The sequence below is a fragment of the Paenibacillus sp. J5C2022 genome (genome assembly GCF_025567625.1).
In the GTDB taxonomy this organism is placed as follows: Bacteria; Bacillota; Bacilli; order Paenibacillales; family Paenibacillaceae; genus Pristimantibacillus.
This window is the reverse complement of record NZ_JAOQJC010000040.1, coordinates 25,406-41,484: the sequence shown is the minus strand read 5'-3', so window position 1 is coordinate 41,484 and position 16,079 is coordinate 25,406. Positions and strand designations below refer to the sequence as shown.

Annotated in this window: 11 protein-coding genes and 1 pseudogene; 9 read left to right on the top strand and 3 right to left on the bottom strand. The window is 55.0% G+C overall.

The features are described from left to right. Positions 1 to 41: 41 nt before the first annotated feature. From M6D81_RS24990 to M6D81_RS24955, 8 genes and pseudogenes are all read left to right on the top strand, one after another. Positions 42 to 1,628 carry a peptide chain release factor 3 gene (locus M6D81_RS24990; RefSeq protein ID WP_262679898.1) on the top strand — a complete coding sequence of 529 codons (1,587 nt, stop codon included), beginning with the start codon at positions 42 to 44 and terminating at the stop codon, positions 1,626 to 1,628. Between the two features lie 246 nt (positions 1,629 to 1,874). Next, on the top strand, positions 1,875 to 3,812 hold the full coding sequence (locus M6D81_RS24985) for an FAD-dependent oxidoreductase (RefSeq protein WP_262679897.1): 1,938 nt from the start codon (positions 1,875 to 1,877) through the stop codon (positions 3,810 to 3,812). Positions 3,813 to 4,129: 317 nt separating this feature from the next. After that, the gene (locus M6D81_RS24980) at positions 4,130 to 6,334 is read left to right on the top strand and encodes a serine hydrolase domain-containing protein (protein ID WP_262679896.1); all 2,205 of its coding nucleotides are present in this window, start codon (positions 4,130 to 4,132) and stop codon (positions 6,332 to 6,334) included. A gap of 110 nt (positions 6,335 to 6,444) precedes the next feature. Beyond that, positions 6,445 to 7,539, top strand: a complete 1,095-nt coding sequence (locus tag M6D81_RS24975; RefSeq protein WP_317259165.1) for an undecaprenyldiphospho-muramoylpentapeptide beta-N-acetylglucosaminyltransferase — start codon at positions 6,445 to 6,447, stop codon at positions 7,537 to 7,539. Positions 7,540 to 7,729: 190 nt separating this feature from the next. Beyond that, on the top strand, positions 7,730 to 8,776 hold the full coding sequence (locus M6D81_RS24970) for a LacI family DNA-binding transcriptional regulator (RefSeq protein ID WP_262679924.1): 1,047 nt from the start codon (positions 7,730 to 7,732) through the stop codon (positions 8,774 to 8,776). 20 nt (positions 8,777 to 8,796) lie between these two features. Beyond that, a complete protein-coding gene (locus tag M6D81_RS24965) occupies positions 8,797 to 9,984 on the top strand; it encodes a Gfo/Idh/MocA family protein (RefSeq protein ID WP_262679895.1) in 1,188 nt (395 codons plus the stop codon). Between the two features lie 209 nt (positions 9,985 to 10,193). Next, a pseudogene (locus M6D81_RS24960) lies at positions 10,194 to 10,920 on the top strand (ThuA domain-containing protein). 61 nt (positions 10,921 to 10,981) lie between these two features. Beyond that, entirely contained in the window at positions 10,982 to 12,082 is a 1,101-nt protein-coding gene (locus M6D81_RS24955) for a Gfo/Idh/MocA family protein (RefSeq protein WP_262679894.1), read from the top strand. A gap of 70 nt (positions 12,083 to 12,152) precedes the next feature. Here M6D81_RS24955 and M6D81_RS24950 read toward each other — a convergent pair whose 3' ends face one another. From M6D81_RS24950 to M6D81_RS24940, 3 genes are all read right to left on the bottom strand, one after another. Continuing rightward, on the bottom strand, positions 12,153 to 13,058 hold the full coding sequence (locus tag M6D81_RS24950; RefSeq protein WP_262679893.1) for a glycine betaine ABC transporter substrate-binding protein: 906 nt from the start codon (positions 13,056 to 13,058) through the stop codon (positions 12,153 to 12,155). Positions 13,059 to 13,151: 93 nt separating this feature from the next. After that, entirely contained in the window at positions 13,152 to 13,988 is an 837-nt protein-coding gene (locus tag M6D81_RS24945) for an ABC transporter permease (RefSeq protein ID WP_262679892.1), read from the bottom strand. Further along, positions 13,975 to 15,183, bottom strand: a complete 1,209-nt coding sequence (locus M6D81_RS24940; RefSeq protein ID WP_262679891.1) for a quaternary amine ABC transporter ATP-binding protein — start codon at positions 15,181 to 15,183, stop codon at positions 13,975 to 13,977. Before M6D81_RS24940 ends, M6D81_RS24945 begins: the two co-directional genes overlap by 14 nt. 253 nt (positions 15,184 to 15,436) lie before the next feature. On the opposite strand from M6D81_RS24940, the gene M6D81_RS24935 reads away from it, so the two are divergent. Further along, positions 15,437 to 15,994 carry a GbsR/MarR family transcriptional regulator gene (locus tag M6D81_RS24935; RefSeq protein WP_262679890.1) on the top strand — a complete coding sequence of 186 codons (558 nt, stop codon included), beginning with the start codon at positions 15,437 to 15,439 and terminating at the stop codon, positions 15,992 to 15,994. Positions 15,995 to 16,079: the final 85 nt, after the last annotated feature.

Genomic DNA, 16,079 nt, shown 5'->3' with positions numbered 1-16,079 from the left:
GGCGGTTATCCGATACGGAGATTGGTGAAGGGAAGGCAAGCATGAGCGATACATTAAGCAACGAAATAAAAAAGGAAGTCGAGAAAAGGCGTACGTTCGCCATTATCTCCCATCCCGATGCAGGGAAGACAACCCTGACCGAGAAGCTCCTCCTGTTCGGAGGAGCCATTCGGCTTGCAGGGTCGGTCAAGGCCCGGAAGGCGAGCAAGCATGCGACATCCGACTGGATGGAGATCGAGAAGCAGCGGGGCATCTCCGTTACTTCGTCCGTTATGCAATTCGATTATATGGGCCACCGTATCAACATATTGGATACGCCGGGTCACCAGGACTTCAGTGAGGATACGTACCGTACACTGACAGCGGCGGACAGCGCGGTCATGCTGATCGACGTCGCGAAGGGCGTGGAAGCGCAGACGATCAAGCTGTTCCAGGTATGCCGCAAGAGAGGCATTCCGATCTTCACCTTCATCAACAAGCTGGACCGTGAAGGGAAGAGCCCGTTCGAGCTGATGGAGGAGCTGGAGCAGGTGCTGGGCATCCGCTCGGTGCCGATGAACTGGCCGATCGGCATGGGACGCGAGCTGTCAGGCGTCTACGACCGGATGAAAAATCAGGTGGAACTGTTCCAGGGGGACGATCATTCCAAGATCGAAGTGCGTCCCGTTAGCGACTATCGCGATTCCGTCATTCGCGAGATGGCCGGCGACTATATGGCGGATCAGCTTATCGAGGAGTTGGAGCTGCTGGACGTCGCAGGCGATCCATTCGACCTCGACAAGGTGCAGGCAGGCGAGCTGACACCGATCTTCTTCGGCAGCGCCGTGAACAACTTCGGCGTACAGACATTCCTGGAGAACTTCCTGCAGCTTGCGCCGAAACCAACGCCGCGCATCAGCACGGAGGGAGAGATCGCTCCGACGGACGAGAACTTCAGCGGCTATGTATTCAAGATTCAAGCGAATATGAATCCGGCGCATCGCGACCGCATTGCATTCCTGCGCATCTGCTCCGGTCGCTTCGAGCGGGGAATGGCTGTGCGCCACGTCCGCAACGGGAAGCAGATCAAGCTGTCCCAGCCGCAGCAGTTCCTGGCGCAGGATCGGGATATCGTCGATGTCGCTTATCCTGGCGATATTATCGGTCTGTTCGATCCCGGCATCTTCCGGATCGGCGATTCGCTGTCACAGAAGACGGATATCGTCTTCGACGAGCTGCCGACGTTCTCTCCGGAGATATTCGCGAAGGTGACCGTGAAGAACGCGCTGAAGCACAAGCAGTATCAGAAGGGATTGGATCAGCTGACGGAGGAAGGTACGATTCAAGTATTCTATTCCACCGGCAATTTCGACGAGACGATACTGGGCGTCGTCGGCCAGCTGCAGTTCGAGGTGTTCGAGCATCGGATGCGGATGGAGTACGGCGTAGAGGTGCAACTGCACCGGATGAGCTTCCAGTTCGCCAGATGGATCGTCGATGAGCGAATCGATCCGTCCAAGTTCCGAATCAACTCGACGCTCGTGAAAGATAAGAAGGGCAACTATGTCGCTCTGTTCGAGAACGAATATGCTATGCGGACAGCAATGGACAAAAATCCGGATTCCAAGTTTTTGGAGACGGCACCGTAAACAACAGCACCGTAAAGACAGGCAACCTCTCGCGGCAGCATGCAAGCTGCTCTGCGAGGGGTTGTTTTTTTGTTTCAATTGCTGTCGCGCAACTTTTTGTCTCATTGCGTCGTTTGATAGGGGAGTGAATGATAGGACGTCATATTTGTGGTTAATAGTGGGGAAGGCGACTCTTTCATTGTCTCGGCCAGAATACTAGATTATAATGGTGGGATGGACTGCAGAAAAGGAGTTTGAGAGAAGTAGATGAATAACAAGAAGCCGCTTGTCTTCGCATTGGTTGGCGTAATTATTGTCATTATGGCCTCATTGTTCTACGTTGTATTGTCGCAAAGCAAAGGCTCGGACAAGTCGAATACGGTCGGACAGGGCGAGGATGAGCCTGTTGCCGTCGAGTTGCAGGAAGTGAAGCAGAGCGAAGCTCTGGAGGAGCAGTACGATGTCGTCGTCGTCGGAACCGATCCCGAAGGGGTGATGGCTGCGATATCCGCCGCCAGAAACGGACTGAAGACGCTGCTCGTAGACGGCAAGGATAGAGAAGTGCTGGGAGGCCTGTTCACAGTGGGCTGGCTGAACAGTCTGGATATGAACGGGACGCCTGATCGCAAGGGCTATTATAACGAAGGATTGTTCAAGGAATGGTTCGAGAAGGTCGAAGGCGATTCCTTCGATATTACGACCGCCGCCAATGCGTTCCACGAGATGGTCGCAGCGGAAGAGAATATTGACGTTCAAATGGGCATGAAGTCAATCGAGCCGGTAACGGAGCAAACCAGCGGCTCGAAGAAGATGAAAGGCGTGAAGCTGGTGACGGCTGAGGGGGAAGAGTTGGTCATCTCCTCCCACGCCGTTATTGACGCCACGCAAGACGCTGACATTGCCGCTGCAGCCGGCGCGAAGTTCACGTTCGGACGCGAGGATATCGGCGATAGCGAGTCGCTTATGGCGGTGACGCCGGTCTATACGCTGACTAATGTGACGCCGAAGGTATGGAAGGCAATCAACGACAGACTGAATGGCGACGACGACCCTGGCACCGGAGCCAATGCGCACAGCGCATGGGGGTACGCTGGCATGTGGAAGTATGAATCCACCAATCCGGAGCGGATTCGGACTCGCGGTCCCAATCTGGGCCGGTTAAACAACGAGACGATGCTCGTCAACGCGGTGCAAATCTTCGACGTCGATCCATTCGATCCACAATCGGTAGAGGAAGCCTATGAGATCGCGCGCAAAGAATTGCCGCTGATGCTGGACTTCATGAAAGAGCTGTATCCGGAATTGGAGCCGGTCGAGCTGGGGGAACTGGCTCAAGAACTGTACGTGCGCGAGACGCGCCACTTGATCGGCGAGTACCGTCTGTCGACGGTCGATCTGCTGGAGCAGCGCAGACATTGGGATGAGATCGCCTTCGGCTCTTATCCCGTCGATATTCAGAGCACATCTCCCAGCAATTCAGGAACGGTGCTGATGGACCCTGAGCAATACGGCGTGCCATTCCGCACGCTTGTGCCGAAGGAGCTGGACGGCTTGCTCGTGGTGGGACGGTCCGCCAGCTTCGACAGCTTGCCGCATGGCAGCGCACGTGTCGTGCCGCTGGGCATGGCAACGGCTCAAGCTGCCGGCGCTGCCGTCAAGTTGGCCATTGACAATGAGATGACGTTCCGCGAGCTGTCTGCTTCGAAGCTGCTTATCGCCGAGCTGCAGAAGCGCCTGACGGCTCAGGGGATGAAGCTGAATCCGCCGAAGGTGGAGCCGTTCCCTTACATGAGCCATCCGTCTTATGAAGGGTTGAAGGCAGCCGCGAGTATGGGAATAGCGACGAGCGGATACAGCAACGACTTCAAGTTGGACGAGCCCTCCAATCCCGAGCGGCTCGTGAACAATCTATTCAGTGCGGCGAAGCCGTACCCGGACATCTTCAAGGGGCCGTTCGGGGATGCGATTAAGGATATGGACAATCCCGACAAGCAGCCGCTGACGCTGGAGCAAGCAGCGTATACATTTGCACTGGCTATCTTCGGGGAGGGCGAGCGGGAAGCTGGTCTGAATCAACTGAAGTCCAAGGAGCTCATATCCGTCGCTACGCTCGACAGCATTAAGGACCGGGACAAGCTGACCAATGGCGATGTCTATATGCTGTTGAAGGATATTATCGCTGTGAAAGCAGGCGTAACCTACTAATCATCATAAGGCCGGCTGTACGGCATTGGAGCTGAACACTCAGTATCCGATACGTTGCAGCCGGCTTTTTCATCGTGTCGGGCTATGGCAGAACGGTGAGCAGGAAGGAACTCGGGACAGAGGAATAGGGAGGAATGACTTGAGACTATCTGTAACATCTGTTATATTCAATATATAACATATAATGCAGCTAGGATGGGCGGTGATGCGAGCGGATTTCCATTGGGGATAAGTGGAAGATATGAAACTAGTGAGAGAGTTGTTCGTAATAACGATTACGTGTCTAAAAAAGTAGATGGAATTGGAGAGTGAGAGAATTGACTATTGCAGCTTACTTTACCAAGCAGTCCAGGCTGGCCAAGACGATGGCTGCCGGGCTATTGTCGCTCAGTCTGTTGGCTCCCGCCGTACATGCCAGTTCGGAGGAAGTCGCAGCGAAGCCGAAGCCAACAGTTTTGAACGCCGAGACGGCATCCGCATTTCTAGATGAATTTTTTGACTCGGACGTTGCGAAGCCGCATTATGTCGGCGCCTCGGTCGTCATTGTGAAGGACGGGGAGGTCGTCGCGCAGAAGGGATACGGCTATGCCGACAAGGAAGCCGAGATCGAGGCTGATCCGGCCGAGTCAGTGTTCCGGATGGCTTCGGTATCGAAGACGTTCAACGCTGTCGCGGCTATGCAACTGGTGGAGCAAGGGAAGATCGGCTTGCATGACGATATCTCCCCCTACTTGAACGGCATTACATATGACAATCCATTCGACACCCCTGTCACTGTTGAACATCTGTTGACGCATACGACAGGCTTCCGCATTCAAGACCCGACCCCGGAGGATATCCACTTCGATCTGGATAAGCGCGTAGAGATCGAGGATTATGTGCGTCAGCATATGCCTACCGTGGAGCGGGAGCCGGGAAGCTCTTATATGTATGACAATTTTGCTTCCATGCTGCTCGGACTTATCGTACAGAACGTAAGCGAGATGCCGTATGAGTCCTATATGCAAGAGTATGTGTTCGAACCGCTGCAGATGAATAGCAGCAGCTTCGAGCTTCAAGCGGATCAGGTCGGGACGTTGGCGGAGGAATACGATGCATCCGGCAGTCCCATCGGCGTATACGCCGTGACGCCGACGGTCATGCCGCAAGGGGGCATGTTGTCGACAGCCGAAGATATCGGCAAATTCATGCTTGCTTTCCTGAATGGCGGAGCGGCCGGCGATCAGCGCATTTTGACCCGGGAGACGGTAGAGATGATGGAGGAATATCGTTCGTCCATACATCCCTTGCTGCCCAATACGACATACGGCTTCGAAGCTCCGTACCAATTGCCGGGAGCGGGAAGCAGCTCCAGCGTCATTACCAAGGCAGGTGACTTGATCGGTACCAGCACTTATATGTTCCTGATCCCCGAGCAGAATACAGGCGTATTTGTGGCCTACAATAAAACGGGAGCGTTGCGCAATCTGCTCTATACGCAATTTATGACGAAGTTTTTCCCAGCCTATGCGGAACCGGCAGAGCTCGGAGATTTCAAGCCGCAGTCCGGGGAGGAGCTTGCCGCATTCGAAGGCTACTATTCAGATCTCAGGATGAAATCAATCGTGTCTGTGCTGGATGTACAAGGCGAGCAAGGACTGGTCGTATCGGATGCCATCATCGGTCCTCGTCCGCTAAAGCAAGTGGACCGCAATCTGTTCGTCGACAGCTTGACGAATCAGTTCACGGCGTTCCAAATGGATGAAGACGGTGAAGTCGCCTATATGAAGGAGCCTTATCTGAATCCGCTCGGATATGCCGGCAAAGGCGCCAAAGCGGAGGGCTATCGGGATGTGGCGCAAGACAGCCCTTATGCCGAGCCGATTCACATGCTGCAATCGCTCGGGTATTATGCGAACGACGGCGATGCGAGCTTCTATCCGGAGAACGGCGCCACACGGGCGCAGTTTGTCGAGCATATTCTGAAAATTAGCGGCTTGAAAGGCAGCAAGACGACGGAACTGGCGTTCTCCGATCTGGAAGGGCATCCTTCCGCAGCCTACGTTCAACTGGCTTACGAGAGCGGAATGGTCAAGGGAACGACCTCCGGCACGTTCGCCCCCGATCGCACGATTACCCGGCAAGAAGCTGCAGTTATACTATGGAGAGCATTAAGCTTGAAGTATCCGGCCAATCTGTTCGATGAAGTGTCGTTGAGCGGGGAGGTAGACGAGTGGGCGAAGCAAGCCGTTCAGATGATGGTGGGCCTCGGCATCATCGGACCGGAGGTTCGGATCGGCGACGAAGGAGCAACTGACTTCCTGGCGAAGGAGCAGCTGACTCGCGAGCAGGAGGCGGCTATTCTATTCAAGCTGCTGACCCAGCAGACGGATCAGATCGTTGCTTCCCTGACGGCGGAGCAGAATACGGAAGCCGCTCCGGAGGCGGATGTGCAGGATGAGGAAGTCGAAGCTGAAGCTGGCGAAAATACCGAAGCTGGAGAAGCAGCCGGCACAGACGAGGAAAGCGCCAACGCGGCTTAATGAACACTTATCTTTGGAAGAGGTTGCCCGATATTGGCGATCTCTTCTTTTTTTTGCCCAATCCATGTGATATAAGCGGCGAAGCATCGTATAATAGGGAGAATACATCGATGAGGATGGGCGGATATAGAATGCGAACGATTATGTTTACCGGGGGCGGATCAGCCGGACATGTAACGGTGAATCTGGCGCTTATACCGGAGTTTCTGAAAGATGGATGGCAGGTGGAGTATATTGGCTCCACTGGGGGCATAGAACGAACATTGCTGGAGAGCAAGCCGGAGGTGCATTATTGGCCGATTGAAACGGGCAAGCTGCGCAGATATCTGGATTTGCAAAATGTAAAAGATCCTTTCAAGGTATTGAAAGGCATGGCGCAAGCGTACCGAATTATTCGAAAGCGAAAGCCGGCGGTGCTGTTCTCCAAAGGGGGATTCGTATCCGTGCCTGTCGTGTTTGCCGCTTGGCTGAATCGCGTCCCGGTTATTATTCACGAATCGGATATGACTCCGGGCCTTGCCAATCGGATTGCGATTCCGTTCGCGACAGGCGTGTGTACAACTTTCCCGGAGACGGCAAGGTCGCAAGCGGGCGGGAAATACCGGCACATCGGTCCCATTATCCGGGAGGAGATGCGTCAGGGACGCATGGAGCGGGGAAGATCACTGTGCGACTTCCATTCCGGCAAGCCTGTCTTAATGATTATGGGAGGCAGCCTCGGAGCGCGCAGGCTGAATGAAGCCGTCAGGGAATCGCTGGACGAATTGCTGGAGAAGTTCCAGATTGTCCATCTGTGCGGCAAGAACGGGGTGGACGGCACATACCGCCAGAGAGGCTACAAGCAGTTCGAATATGTGAACGAGGAGCTTCCCCATCTGCTTGCGATGTCGGATATCGTCGTGTCCAGAGCAGGCTCCAATTCGATATTTGAATTTCTGGCGTTGGAGAAGCCGATGCTGCTCGTTCCGCTGCCGAAGGGACAGAGTCGGGGGGATCAGCTGCAAAATGCGGAATCATTCCGCCGGCTGGGTTATTGCGATGTGCTGCAAGAAGAGAATCTGACGGCCGAGCGCTTCATGGAGCGTGTTCTGCATCTCTATGCCAATCGCCAATCGTACAGGGAAGCGATGAGAGAAGGCAATGAAAACCAGGGTGACGGCTTGGCCGCCGTGCGTCAATGGTTGTTGAGCGCCGCTCGCAAGTAAGCGGACGGAGAAGATAGTTGATCATAAGTAAATGAGGAAATTCTGTTGACAACAGAATTCCCTCATGCCATAATGTACGCGTGTACATTATGGCATGAGACATCAGGTTACATATAGCGGGATCAGGACATAGGCGCAAGACATCTCGTTATGAGGTGTCTGACGAGCGGGATGAAAGGAGGCAGTCGCAATTACCAGGAAAGAGGTCGCGAAGCTGGCGGGCGTGTCAGAGGCGACAGTATCGAGAGTGCTGAACAATGTAGGTCCGATGCGCGAGGAGACAAGAGTGCGCGTCATGAAGGCGGCAGCGGAGCTTGGCTATGAGCCGAACGCGCTGGCGCAGCAATTCGCAAGGCGAAGAAGCGGCAATATTGGGGTCATTTTGCCATTTGTTCCGAAGGTGCATTTATTCTCGACCTATTATTTCTCGGAGATATTGAGCGGGATTGGCGAGGCGGCGCAACGATTGGGCTATGACTTGCTTCTCATATTCCGGGACCCGGAGCAGCTTCCCGATTACGCCAAGCTGTTCCGCACGCAGAAGGTAGATGCATGCATCTTGTTGGGCTCGCGGGATGTACCGGAGGAACGTACGGCTCTTGCGGAGATGAAGCGGGAAGGGCATCCCTTCTGTCTGGTCAATCAGCGCTTCCCCGAGGAGTCGTTCTTGTCCGTCGATGCGAACCATGTCGCGGGCAGCCGGATGGCGACGCGCCATCTGCTGGATCGGGGATATACGCGAATCGCCTTCCTGAACGGCCCGCTTCATTACTCCAACAGTCGGGATCGGCTAGAGGGGTATGCTGCGGAGCTGGCGGCAGCAGGAATCCGGCTCACGGAAGAGTGGCTGCTGGAGGGCAATTACAGTCGCAAGAGCGGCTATGGGTTTGCGAAGCGCGTCGCGGAGAGAATTGCCAGCCGTTCCGTTGACGCCGTGTTCGCGGCGAACGACCGGATGGCGATCGGCCTTATGCAGGGATTGAAGGAGCTGGGGCTTGATGCGGGCAGAGATTACGCCATCGTCGGCTATGACGATTCCGACGGCTCAAGACTGACAAGTCCCGGCCTGACCAGTGTGGCGGTTCCGTTCTATGAGATGGGGACGATGGCTGCGGAACGGGTGCTGGAGGGGCTGGCCGATGCGGGAAGGTTCAAGGCTCCAGATATAGAGGGATTGGCTGGAGAAGGCCATGCTTACTTGCTTCCGGTCAGTCTGAAGGCAAGGGAATCATCCTAATGGAGAAGGTGGAACCCGACATGAACAATGTGAGAATCGGTATGATTGGCTATAAATTTATGGGGAAGGCGCACAGCAACGCTTACCGGGCGACGCCAATGTTCTTCCCGGACGCCTGGAAGCCGGAGATGAAGGTGATCTGCGGACGCGATGCCGCCTTGCTGGAGCAGGCGCGAGCGCAATTCGGCTGGGAGGAAGCCGTAACGGACTGGCGGGAGCTGGTGCAGCGTGACGATGTCGATCTGATCGATATTAATGCGCCGAGCAATGCGCATAAAGCAATTGCGATCGCAGCGGCAGAGGCGGGCAAGCATGTGTTCTGCGAGAAGCCGCTTGCGCTGACGCTGGCCGATGCCAGAGAGATGCTGACAGCGGCGGAGCAGGCTGGAGTGAAGCATATGATCGGCTTCAATTACCGCTTCGCACCGGCAGTGCAACTTGCCCGCAAGCTGATTCAGGAGGGCAGGCTGGGCCGAATCCACCACTTCCGGGCAGTCTTCCTGCAGGATTGGATACTGGACCCCGGCTTCCCGCTCGTATGGCGGCTCGACAAGGATATTGCCGGCTCCGGCTCGCATGGCGACCTGGGGGCGCATCTGATCGACATGGCCCGCTATCTTATCGGCGAATTCCGCGAGGTCGTCGGGATGAGCGAGACATTCGTCAAGCGCCGGCCAGCCGCATCCGCCATGACGGGACTTAGCGCGAAGGGAGACGGCGCGTCGGAGCTGGGAGAAGTGACTGTGGACGATGCAACGCTGTTCATGGCCCGCTTCGCCTGCGGCGCACTCGGCAGCTTCGAAGCGACCAGGTTCGCCGGCGGGCATCGCTGCACGAATGCGTTCGAGGTGAATGGAAGCAGAGGCAGCATCAAGTTCGACTTCGAGCGGATGAACGAGCTTCAAGTATACTTCACCGACGATGCCGAGGATGTGCAAGGATTCCGCCGTGTGCTGGCGACAGACCCGGCTCATGCCTATATGGACGCTTGGTGGCCGCCGGGCCATACGATCGGCTATGAGCATACGTTCACGCATGAAGTTCTGGAGCTGATGAAAGCACTGGAGGAGAATCGGCAGCCGGTGCCAAGCTTCGCGGACGGCGTGAAGTGTCAAGAAGTGCTGGAGGCGGTGGAGCGTTCGGTGTCGGAGCGCAGGTGGGTTGAGCTGCAAGAGCTGCAAGAGCTGCAAGAGCTGCAAGAGCAGTAGGAGCCAGTAAGAGCGCGGGGGCAGCATAGGTGGCGAGAACGGGAGAAGTTGTAAGAGAGCGAGAGTAGAAGAAGCGTGTCAACGGACAGAAGCTGCATGGGCACAGGAGCGGCGGATCGGAAGACTCATCAGGAATTTCATGAGTGCGAGGAACTATTGCAGCCGTAAGGCTGATCCGCTTTTCAGCGAAATCAAGGGGGATTGGAAGAATGAAAAAAGCGTTAATCGTATGGGGCGGCTGGGATGGCCATGAGCCGGAGCAAGTAGCGGATATATTCCGAAGCACGCTGGAGGCGGAAGGCTTCGAGGTGGAGGTATCGGATACGCAGGAGGCGTTCGCCGATGCCGAGAAGCTGAAGTCGCTGGATCTGATCATTCCGCACTGGACGATGGGACGCATCGAGCAGCAACTGGTCGATCATGTATCGGCGGCAGTGCAGAGCGGCGTCGGTCTGGCGGGGTGTCACGGCGGGCTGTGCGATGCATTCCGTGACAATGTAGATTGGCAGTTCATGACTGGTGGGCAATGGGTGTCGCATCCCGGCGGCGACAATGTGAACTATACCGTCAATATGCGTCACAGCACCAGTCCTCTCACGTCGGGCATCAAAGATTTCGAGATCTGCTCGGAGCAATATTATCTGCATATTGATCCTGCCGTAGAGGTGCTGGCCACGACCCGCTTTCCCGGCACGCCGGGACCGCACAGCGCCAATGGGGCGGTAGATATGCCCGTTATCTGGACGAAGCGCTGGGGGCTTGGCCGCGTCTACTACAACTCTCTTGGACATAAAGCGAATATCATGGAGATTCCGGTTGTGAAGGAACTGATGCGCCGCGGGTTTCTCTGGTGCGCGGAAGGCAAGCGGGACTCCGACAGCGAATGGGTATGACAGCATGACGGCTTATACGGGAATGGAAGACAATCAGCTGTAAAATATAGTCCAGTCCGCTACAAGTTAAAGGACCCGCATTCGGGAGAAGAGGTGGATGAAGCATGAGGAAACTGAAAGCCGGCATTATCGGCACAGGCAATATTAGCGGCATATACTTTCAGAACGGCCGTTCATTCGAAGCGATGGAGCTTGTCGCTTGCGCGGATCTTGACGTCGAGCGGGCAAAGGAAAGGGGAGAGAAACATGGCGTTCGCGGATGTTCCGTGGATGAGCTGTTGGCCGATCCCGAAATCGAGATGGTCATTAACTTGACGATCCCTGCCGCGCATGCGGCTGTGAACAGGCAAGCACTGGAAGCGGGCAAGCATGTCTATGTCGAGAAGCCGTTCGCGGTTACCCGCGAGGAAGCGCAGGAGGTGCTGCATCTGGCGGAGGCGAAAGGACTGTATGTCGGCAGTGCGCCGGACACCTTCCTCGGCGGCGGGATACAGACGTGCATCAAGCTCATTGACGACGGCTGGATCGGTACGCCGATCGGCGCGACAGCGTTCATGGTATGCGGCGGGCATGAATCGTGGCATCCGTCACCGGCCTTCTATTATGAGAAGGGCGGGGGACCGATGTATGACATGGGCCCGTATTACTTGACGGCTCTGGTCGCTATGCTTGGCCCCATGACCCGTGTGACCGGCTCGGCGGCGATCTCGTATCCGGAGCGGACGATTACGAGCCAGCCGCTGCAAGGGCAGAAGGTGACAGTGGAAACGCCGACGCATATTGCCGGCATCATGGACTTCGCATCCGGCGCCATCGGCACGCTGCTGACGAGCTTCGACGTGAAGGGCGGCTCTACCCTGCCGCGTATAGAAGTATACGGCAGCGGCGGAACATTGCTTGTGCCCGATCCCAATGGATTCGGCGGAGAGGTGAAGGTATGGCGGGCCGGCTCCAACGAGTGGAGCACCATTCCGCTCGCGTTCGGCTACGAGAACAATGCGCGGGGAGTAGGCGCGGCCGATATGGCGAAGGCGATACTGACGGGGCGCAAGCACCGGGCGAGCGGCGAGCTGGGCTATCATGTGCTGGAAGCGATGCACGGCTTCCATGACGCTTCGGAGCAAAGCGTGCATTACAGGATGAAGAGCAGCTGCGAGCGTCCGGAACCGCTTCCGATGGGGCTTGCTCCCAATACGCTGGATTAAGCTAACCCCGGCAAGACATGTGCGCGAATGAGAAAAGGGCTATCCACGGGATAGCCCTTTATTAGTCGTATTACTTCAGCCAAGCGTCGACTTTGTCGGCGTTCGCTTCCACCCATGCTTTAGCAGCTTCCTCAGCGGATTGGCCCTCTACGATGTCGACCATGACAGTCGCCATATCGTCCGGAGTCCAGTTGAAGGCGTCCAGGAATGCATAAGCTTCAGCATCGTCTTCCTTCAGACCGTTGCGGACGATCGTATGAATTTGCTCATCGGCGCCGTAAATGCCCTTCGGATCTTCCAAATATTTCAGATCCATCTTGGCGAATTTCCAATGCGGCGTCCAGCCAGTTACGATAATTGGCTTCTCGTCTTCGTATGCTTTCTCCAAGGCCTGCGCCATGGCAGCGGAAGAGCTGTCCAGAAGCTTCCAGTCGCTGAGGCCGTAATCCTCAATGACTTTCTCCGTCTTCATCATCAGGCCGGCACCCGGCTCGATGCCTGTAATCGTGTAATCAAGTGATTTGCCCACTTCGTCGTTCAGATCTTCAATGCTGTTAATGTCCATATACGATGGAACAACCAGGCCCAGCTTCGTACCGTTCAGGTTAGGACCGAGATCCTCAAGCTTGCCTTCATTCTCGCTCAGATACGTCTCATGCGTCGTAGGCAGCCAAGCCGCTACCATCGCATCCGCGCTGCCGTCCGCAACGCCTGTCCACATTGGACCTGCGTCAACTTGCAGCATTTCCACAGTGTAGCCCATTTTGGACTCCAGTACTTCCTTCACGACATTCGTGCTTGCAATTTCAGAATCCCATGCCACATAAGCGAGCGTAATTTCTTTTTTCTCTTTGTCGCCGCCCTTGTCGCCCCCGTTGCTTGCTCCGCCATTGTCAGAACCGCCGTTGTTCCCGCCGCATCCGGACAGAAGTCCGACCACCATTGCGACAGATAGTAACCATGCTGCTTTCTTCATTCGTAAGACCACTCCTCTTTCTAAAATGATAGATTTATTGCAACCCGGCATAAATGCCGAACTGAAACCCGAATAAATGATGCCTTCACAAACTTATTGCGCCTTGGAGCGCTTCGTAATCTGCTGTGTCATGCGGTCCAGGATGATGGCGATAATGACAATCGCCAGACCGGCTTCAAAGCCGATTCCCGTCTTCAACTGGGTGATTGCCCGCAATACGATAGAGCCTGTGCCTTGCGCACCGACCATGGATGCGATCACGACCATGGACAGAGACAGCATAATCGTCTGATTGACGCCGGCCATAATCGTAGGCATAGCGATCGGAAGCTGCAGCTTGACCAGCTTCTGTCCCGGTGTGGAGCCGAATGCGTCCGCCGCTTCCACCAGCTCCTCCGGCACTTGCCGGATGCCCAGATTCGTCAGCCTGATCGTAGGCGGTATGGCGAATACGATGGAAGAGATGACGCCGGGAACAACTCCGAGCCCGAAGAATACGATGACGGGCAACAGATAGACGAAGGCAGGCATCGTCTGCATGAAATCCAGAATCGGCGTCACGATCTTCTGCATCTTGTTCGATCTGGCACAGAGAATGCCGATCGGAATGCCCAGCACAATCGAGATGAATGCTGCAGTAATGACTAGCGACAGCGTCTGCATCGTGGGTTCCCACAGCTCAAGATTCTCAACGAGCAGCAGGCCGACAGCAGTGAATACGCCAAGCCGCCACTTCCCGAGATACCAGGCCAATGCTGTGAACAGCGCGATGATAACGAACGGATGCGGGGCATCCAGCAGCCAGTTCAATCCTTCGACGATACCTTTGATGATAACGCCGATAAAATCGAAGACAGGCTCCAAGTTGTCCTCCAGCCAGTCTTCGGTGGCTTCGACCCAATCCGCGAGCGGAATTTTAGGCAGATTCATGCTGTACACCTGCTTCCATGTCCGAGTTTCCTGCTAATGCGGCGAGTACCGCGCCTTTAATGACGACGCCCTTCAGCCGCCCGCTCTCATTGATGACAGCAACGGGAAGTCGGATATTGCCCATCAATTCGAATAATTCATTCAATAATGAGTCCGGCGATGTCGTTGGCACATCGGTCACCATAATGTCCTGGAGCGTGCTGCCGTCCTTCACCGCGCCCGAGGCATCTTCCGCCGTCACCAGGCCGAGCAGGTTCATCGCCTTGTCGACAACGTAAAGGCTGGAGACGCCATGGTCCTTCATGAATTGCAGGGCGACGCGAGGCCCCTTATCCAGCGTAATCGTCTCCGCCTTCTCCATGACATGAGAGGCGGTCAGCACCTTGGACAAGTCGACGTCCTCGACGAACCGCTCCACATATTTGTTGGCCGGCTGCATCAGAATCTCCTCCGGCGTGCCGATCTGGACGATGCTGCCGTCCTTCATTAGAGCGATCTGGTCGCCGATGCGCAGCGCCTCGTCGAGATCGTGGGTGATGAAGACGATCGTCTTCTTCATCTTGGACTGCAGCTCCAGCAGCTCGTCTTGCATATCCTTGCGGATGAGCGGATCAAGCGCGCTGAACGCTTCGTCCATCAATAGCACGTCTGGATCGTTCGCGAGCCCTCTGGCCAGTCCGACACGCTGCTGCATGCCGCCGCTCAACTGATCGGGATAGCTGTTTTCCCAGCCTTTCAGGCCGACAAGCTCCAGCGACTGCATCGCCATCTCGCGCCGTTTCTTCTTGTCGATGCCTTGCACCTCAAGTCCGTATTCCACATTTTGAATGACGGTCCGATGCGGAAATAACGCGAATTTCTGGAATACCATGCCGACGTTGCGTCTTCTGAACGCTCTAAGCTCCTCCGCCGACATCTTCAGCACATCCTTGCCTTCGAACAGCAGCTGGCCGCTCGTAGGCTCAATCAGTCGGTTCAGCAAGCGGACGAGCGTGGACTTCCCGCTTCCCGACAACCCCATAATGACAAAAATTTGTCCAGCTTCTATGGTGAACTCGGCTTGATTGACACCGACGGTCAGTTTCGTTTCCGCCAGAATCTTCTCTTTTGACCATCCTTGATCCAGCAGCGGAATCGCCCGTTTTGGATCATTTCCGAATATTTTTGTTAGTTTCTTCGCTTCGATAATGGTCATGCTGTGCCCCCTTTCGTGATAGTCCCCGTGGACAACAAGTACTATATAAGTGTAGATGGATATTGTTGCTATGGTCAAAGCGGCTGAGCCTTCGTATACTTTGTACAGTAAGAACTTTACAAACTTTATGGACTGTATACTCTGAATAACTCCTTTTTCCTCAAGGATCGTAGTCTTTACAGTCTATTCGACTATTGATTACAATAAATTTAGTAAGTATGATGGGTGCAAGCCACTCCTCGGGAGGAACAAAATGAATGAACTTGCTGGGTTGACGGAGGAGCAGCGCGGTAAGCTGCTTCAGACGAGAAGACGCGTAATTGAATCGATTGGCAAAAATATGGACTTATACGGAATCACGCTATCGATCGGCCATCTATACGGCAATATGTACTTTAATCAGCATCCCGTTACACTGGATGAAATGAGTCAGACGATGGGGATGAGCAAGACATCCATGAGCACAGGCATGCGCACGCTTCATGACTTGAAGATGATCGAGAAAGTATGGGGCAAGGGGACGCGCAAGGACTTGTACGAGGTCGTCCCGGACTGGCACCAGAATTTTGCGGATTTCTTCACGATCAAATGGAGGAAGGCCGTTGAGCAGAATATGAGCGTGATGAACCGTAGTCTGAAGGAAATTCATGCGCTTATGGAGCAGTATGCCGACGATGAGGCATTCATGGAAGTGCTGAATCAGGACAAGGAGAAAATATCGGAAGGCTTGAAGTATTACCGCTGGCTGGACCGGCTGATCGATTCCTTCGAGACCGGGGAAATCTATGAGTATATTGCGAAAGAAGAATAAACCCCGACATATTTGGTGCCGAAGATCCGCCGCAAGGTTTCCTTGCGGTTTTTTCCTGTGATTGTGATAAAATGACTTCATTAAA

Bases quoted from the DNA above. Each gene is read 5' to 3' on its own strand.
- M6D81_RS24985 (WP_262679897.1), top strand. From the start codon at position 1,875: ATGAATAACAAGAAGCCGCTTGTCTTCGCATTGGTTGGCGTAATTATT.
- M6D81_RS24940 (WP_262679891.1), bottom strand. From the start codon at position 15,183: ATGACCATTATCGAAGCGAAGAAACTAACAAAAATATTCGGAAATGAT.
- M6D81_RS24955 (WP_262679894.1), top strand. From the start codon at position 10,982: ATGAGGAAACTGAAAGCCGGCATTATCGGCACAGGCAATATTAGCGGC.
- M6D81_RS24935 (WP_262679890.1), top strand. From the start codon at position 15,437: ATGAATGAACTTGCTGGGTTGACGGAGGAGCAGCGCGGTAAGCTGCTT.
- M6D81_RS24945 (WP_262679892.1), bottom strand. From the start codon at position 13,988: ATGAATCTGCCTAAAATTCCGCTCGCGGATTGGGTCGAAGCCACCGAA.
- M6D81_RS24975 (WP_317259165.1), top strand. From the start codon at position 6,445: ATGAGGATGGGCGGATATAGAATGCGAACGATTATGTTTACCGGGGGC.
- M6D81_RS24965 (WP_262679895.1), top strand. From the start codon at position 8,797: ATGAACAATGTGAGAATCGGTATGATTGGCTATAAATTTATGGGGAAG.
- M6D81_RS24990 (WP_262679898.1), top strand. From the start codon at position 42: ATGAGCGATACATTAAGCAACGAAATAAAAAAGGAAGTCGAGAAAAGG.
- M6D81_RS24950 (WP_262679893.1), bottom strand. From the start codon at position 13,058: ATGAAGAAAGCAGCATGGTTACTATCTGTCGCAATGGTGGTCGGACTT.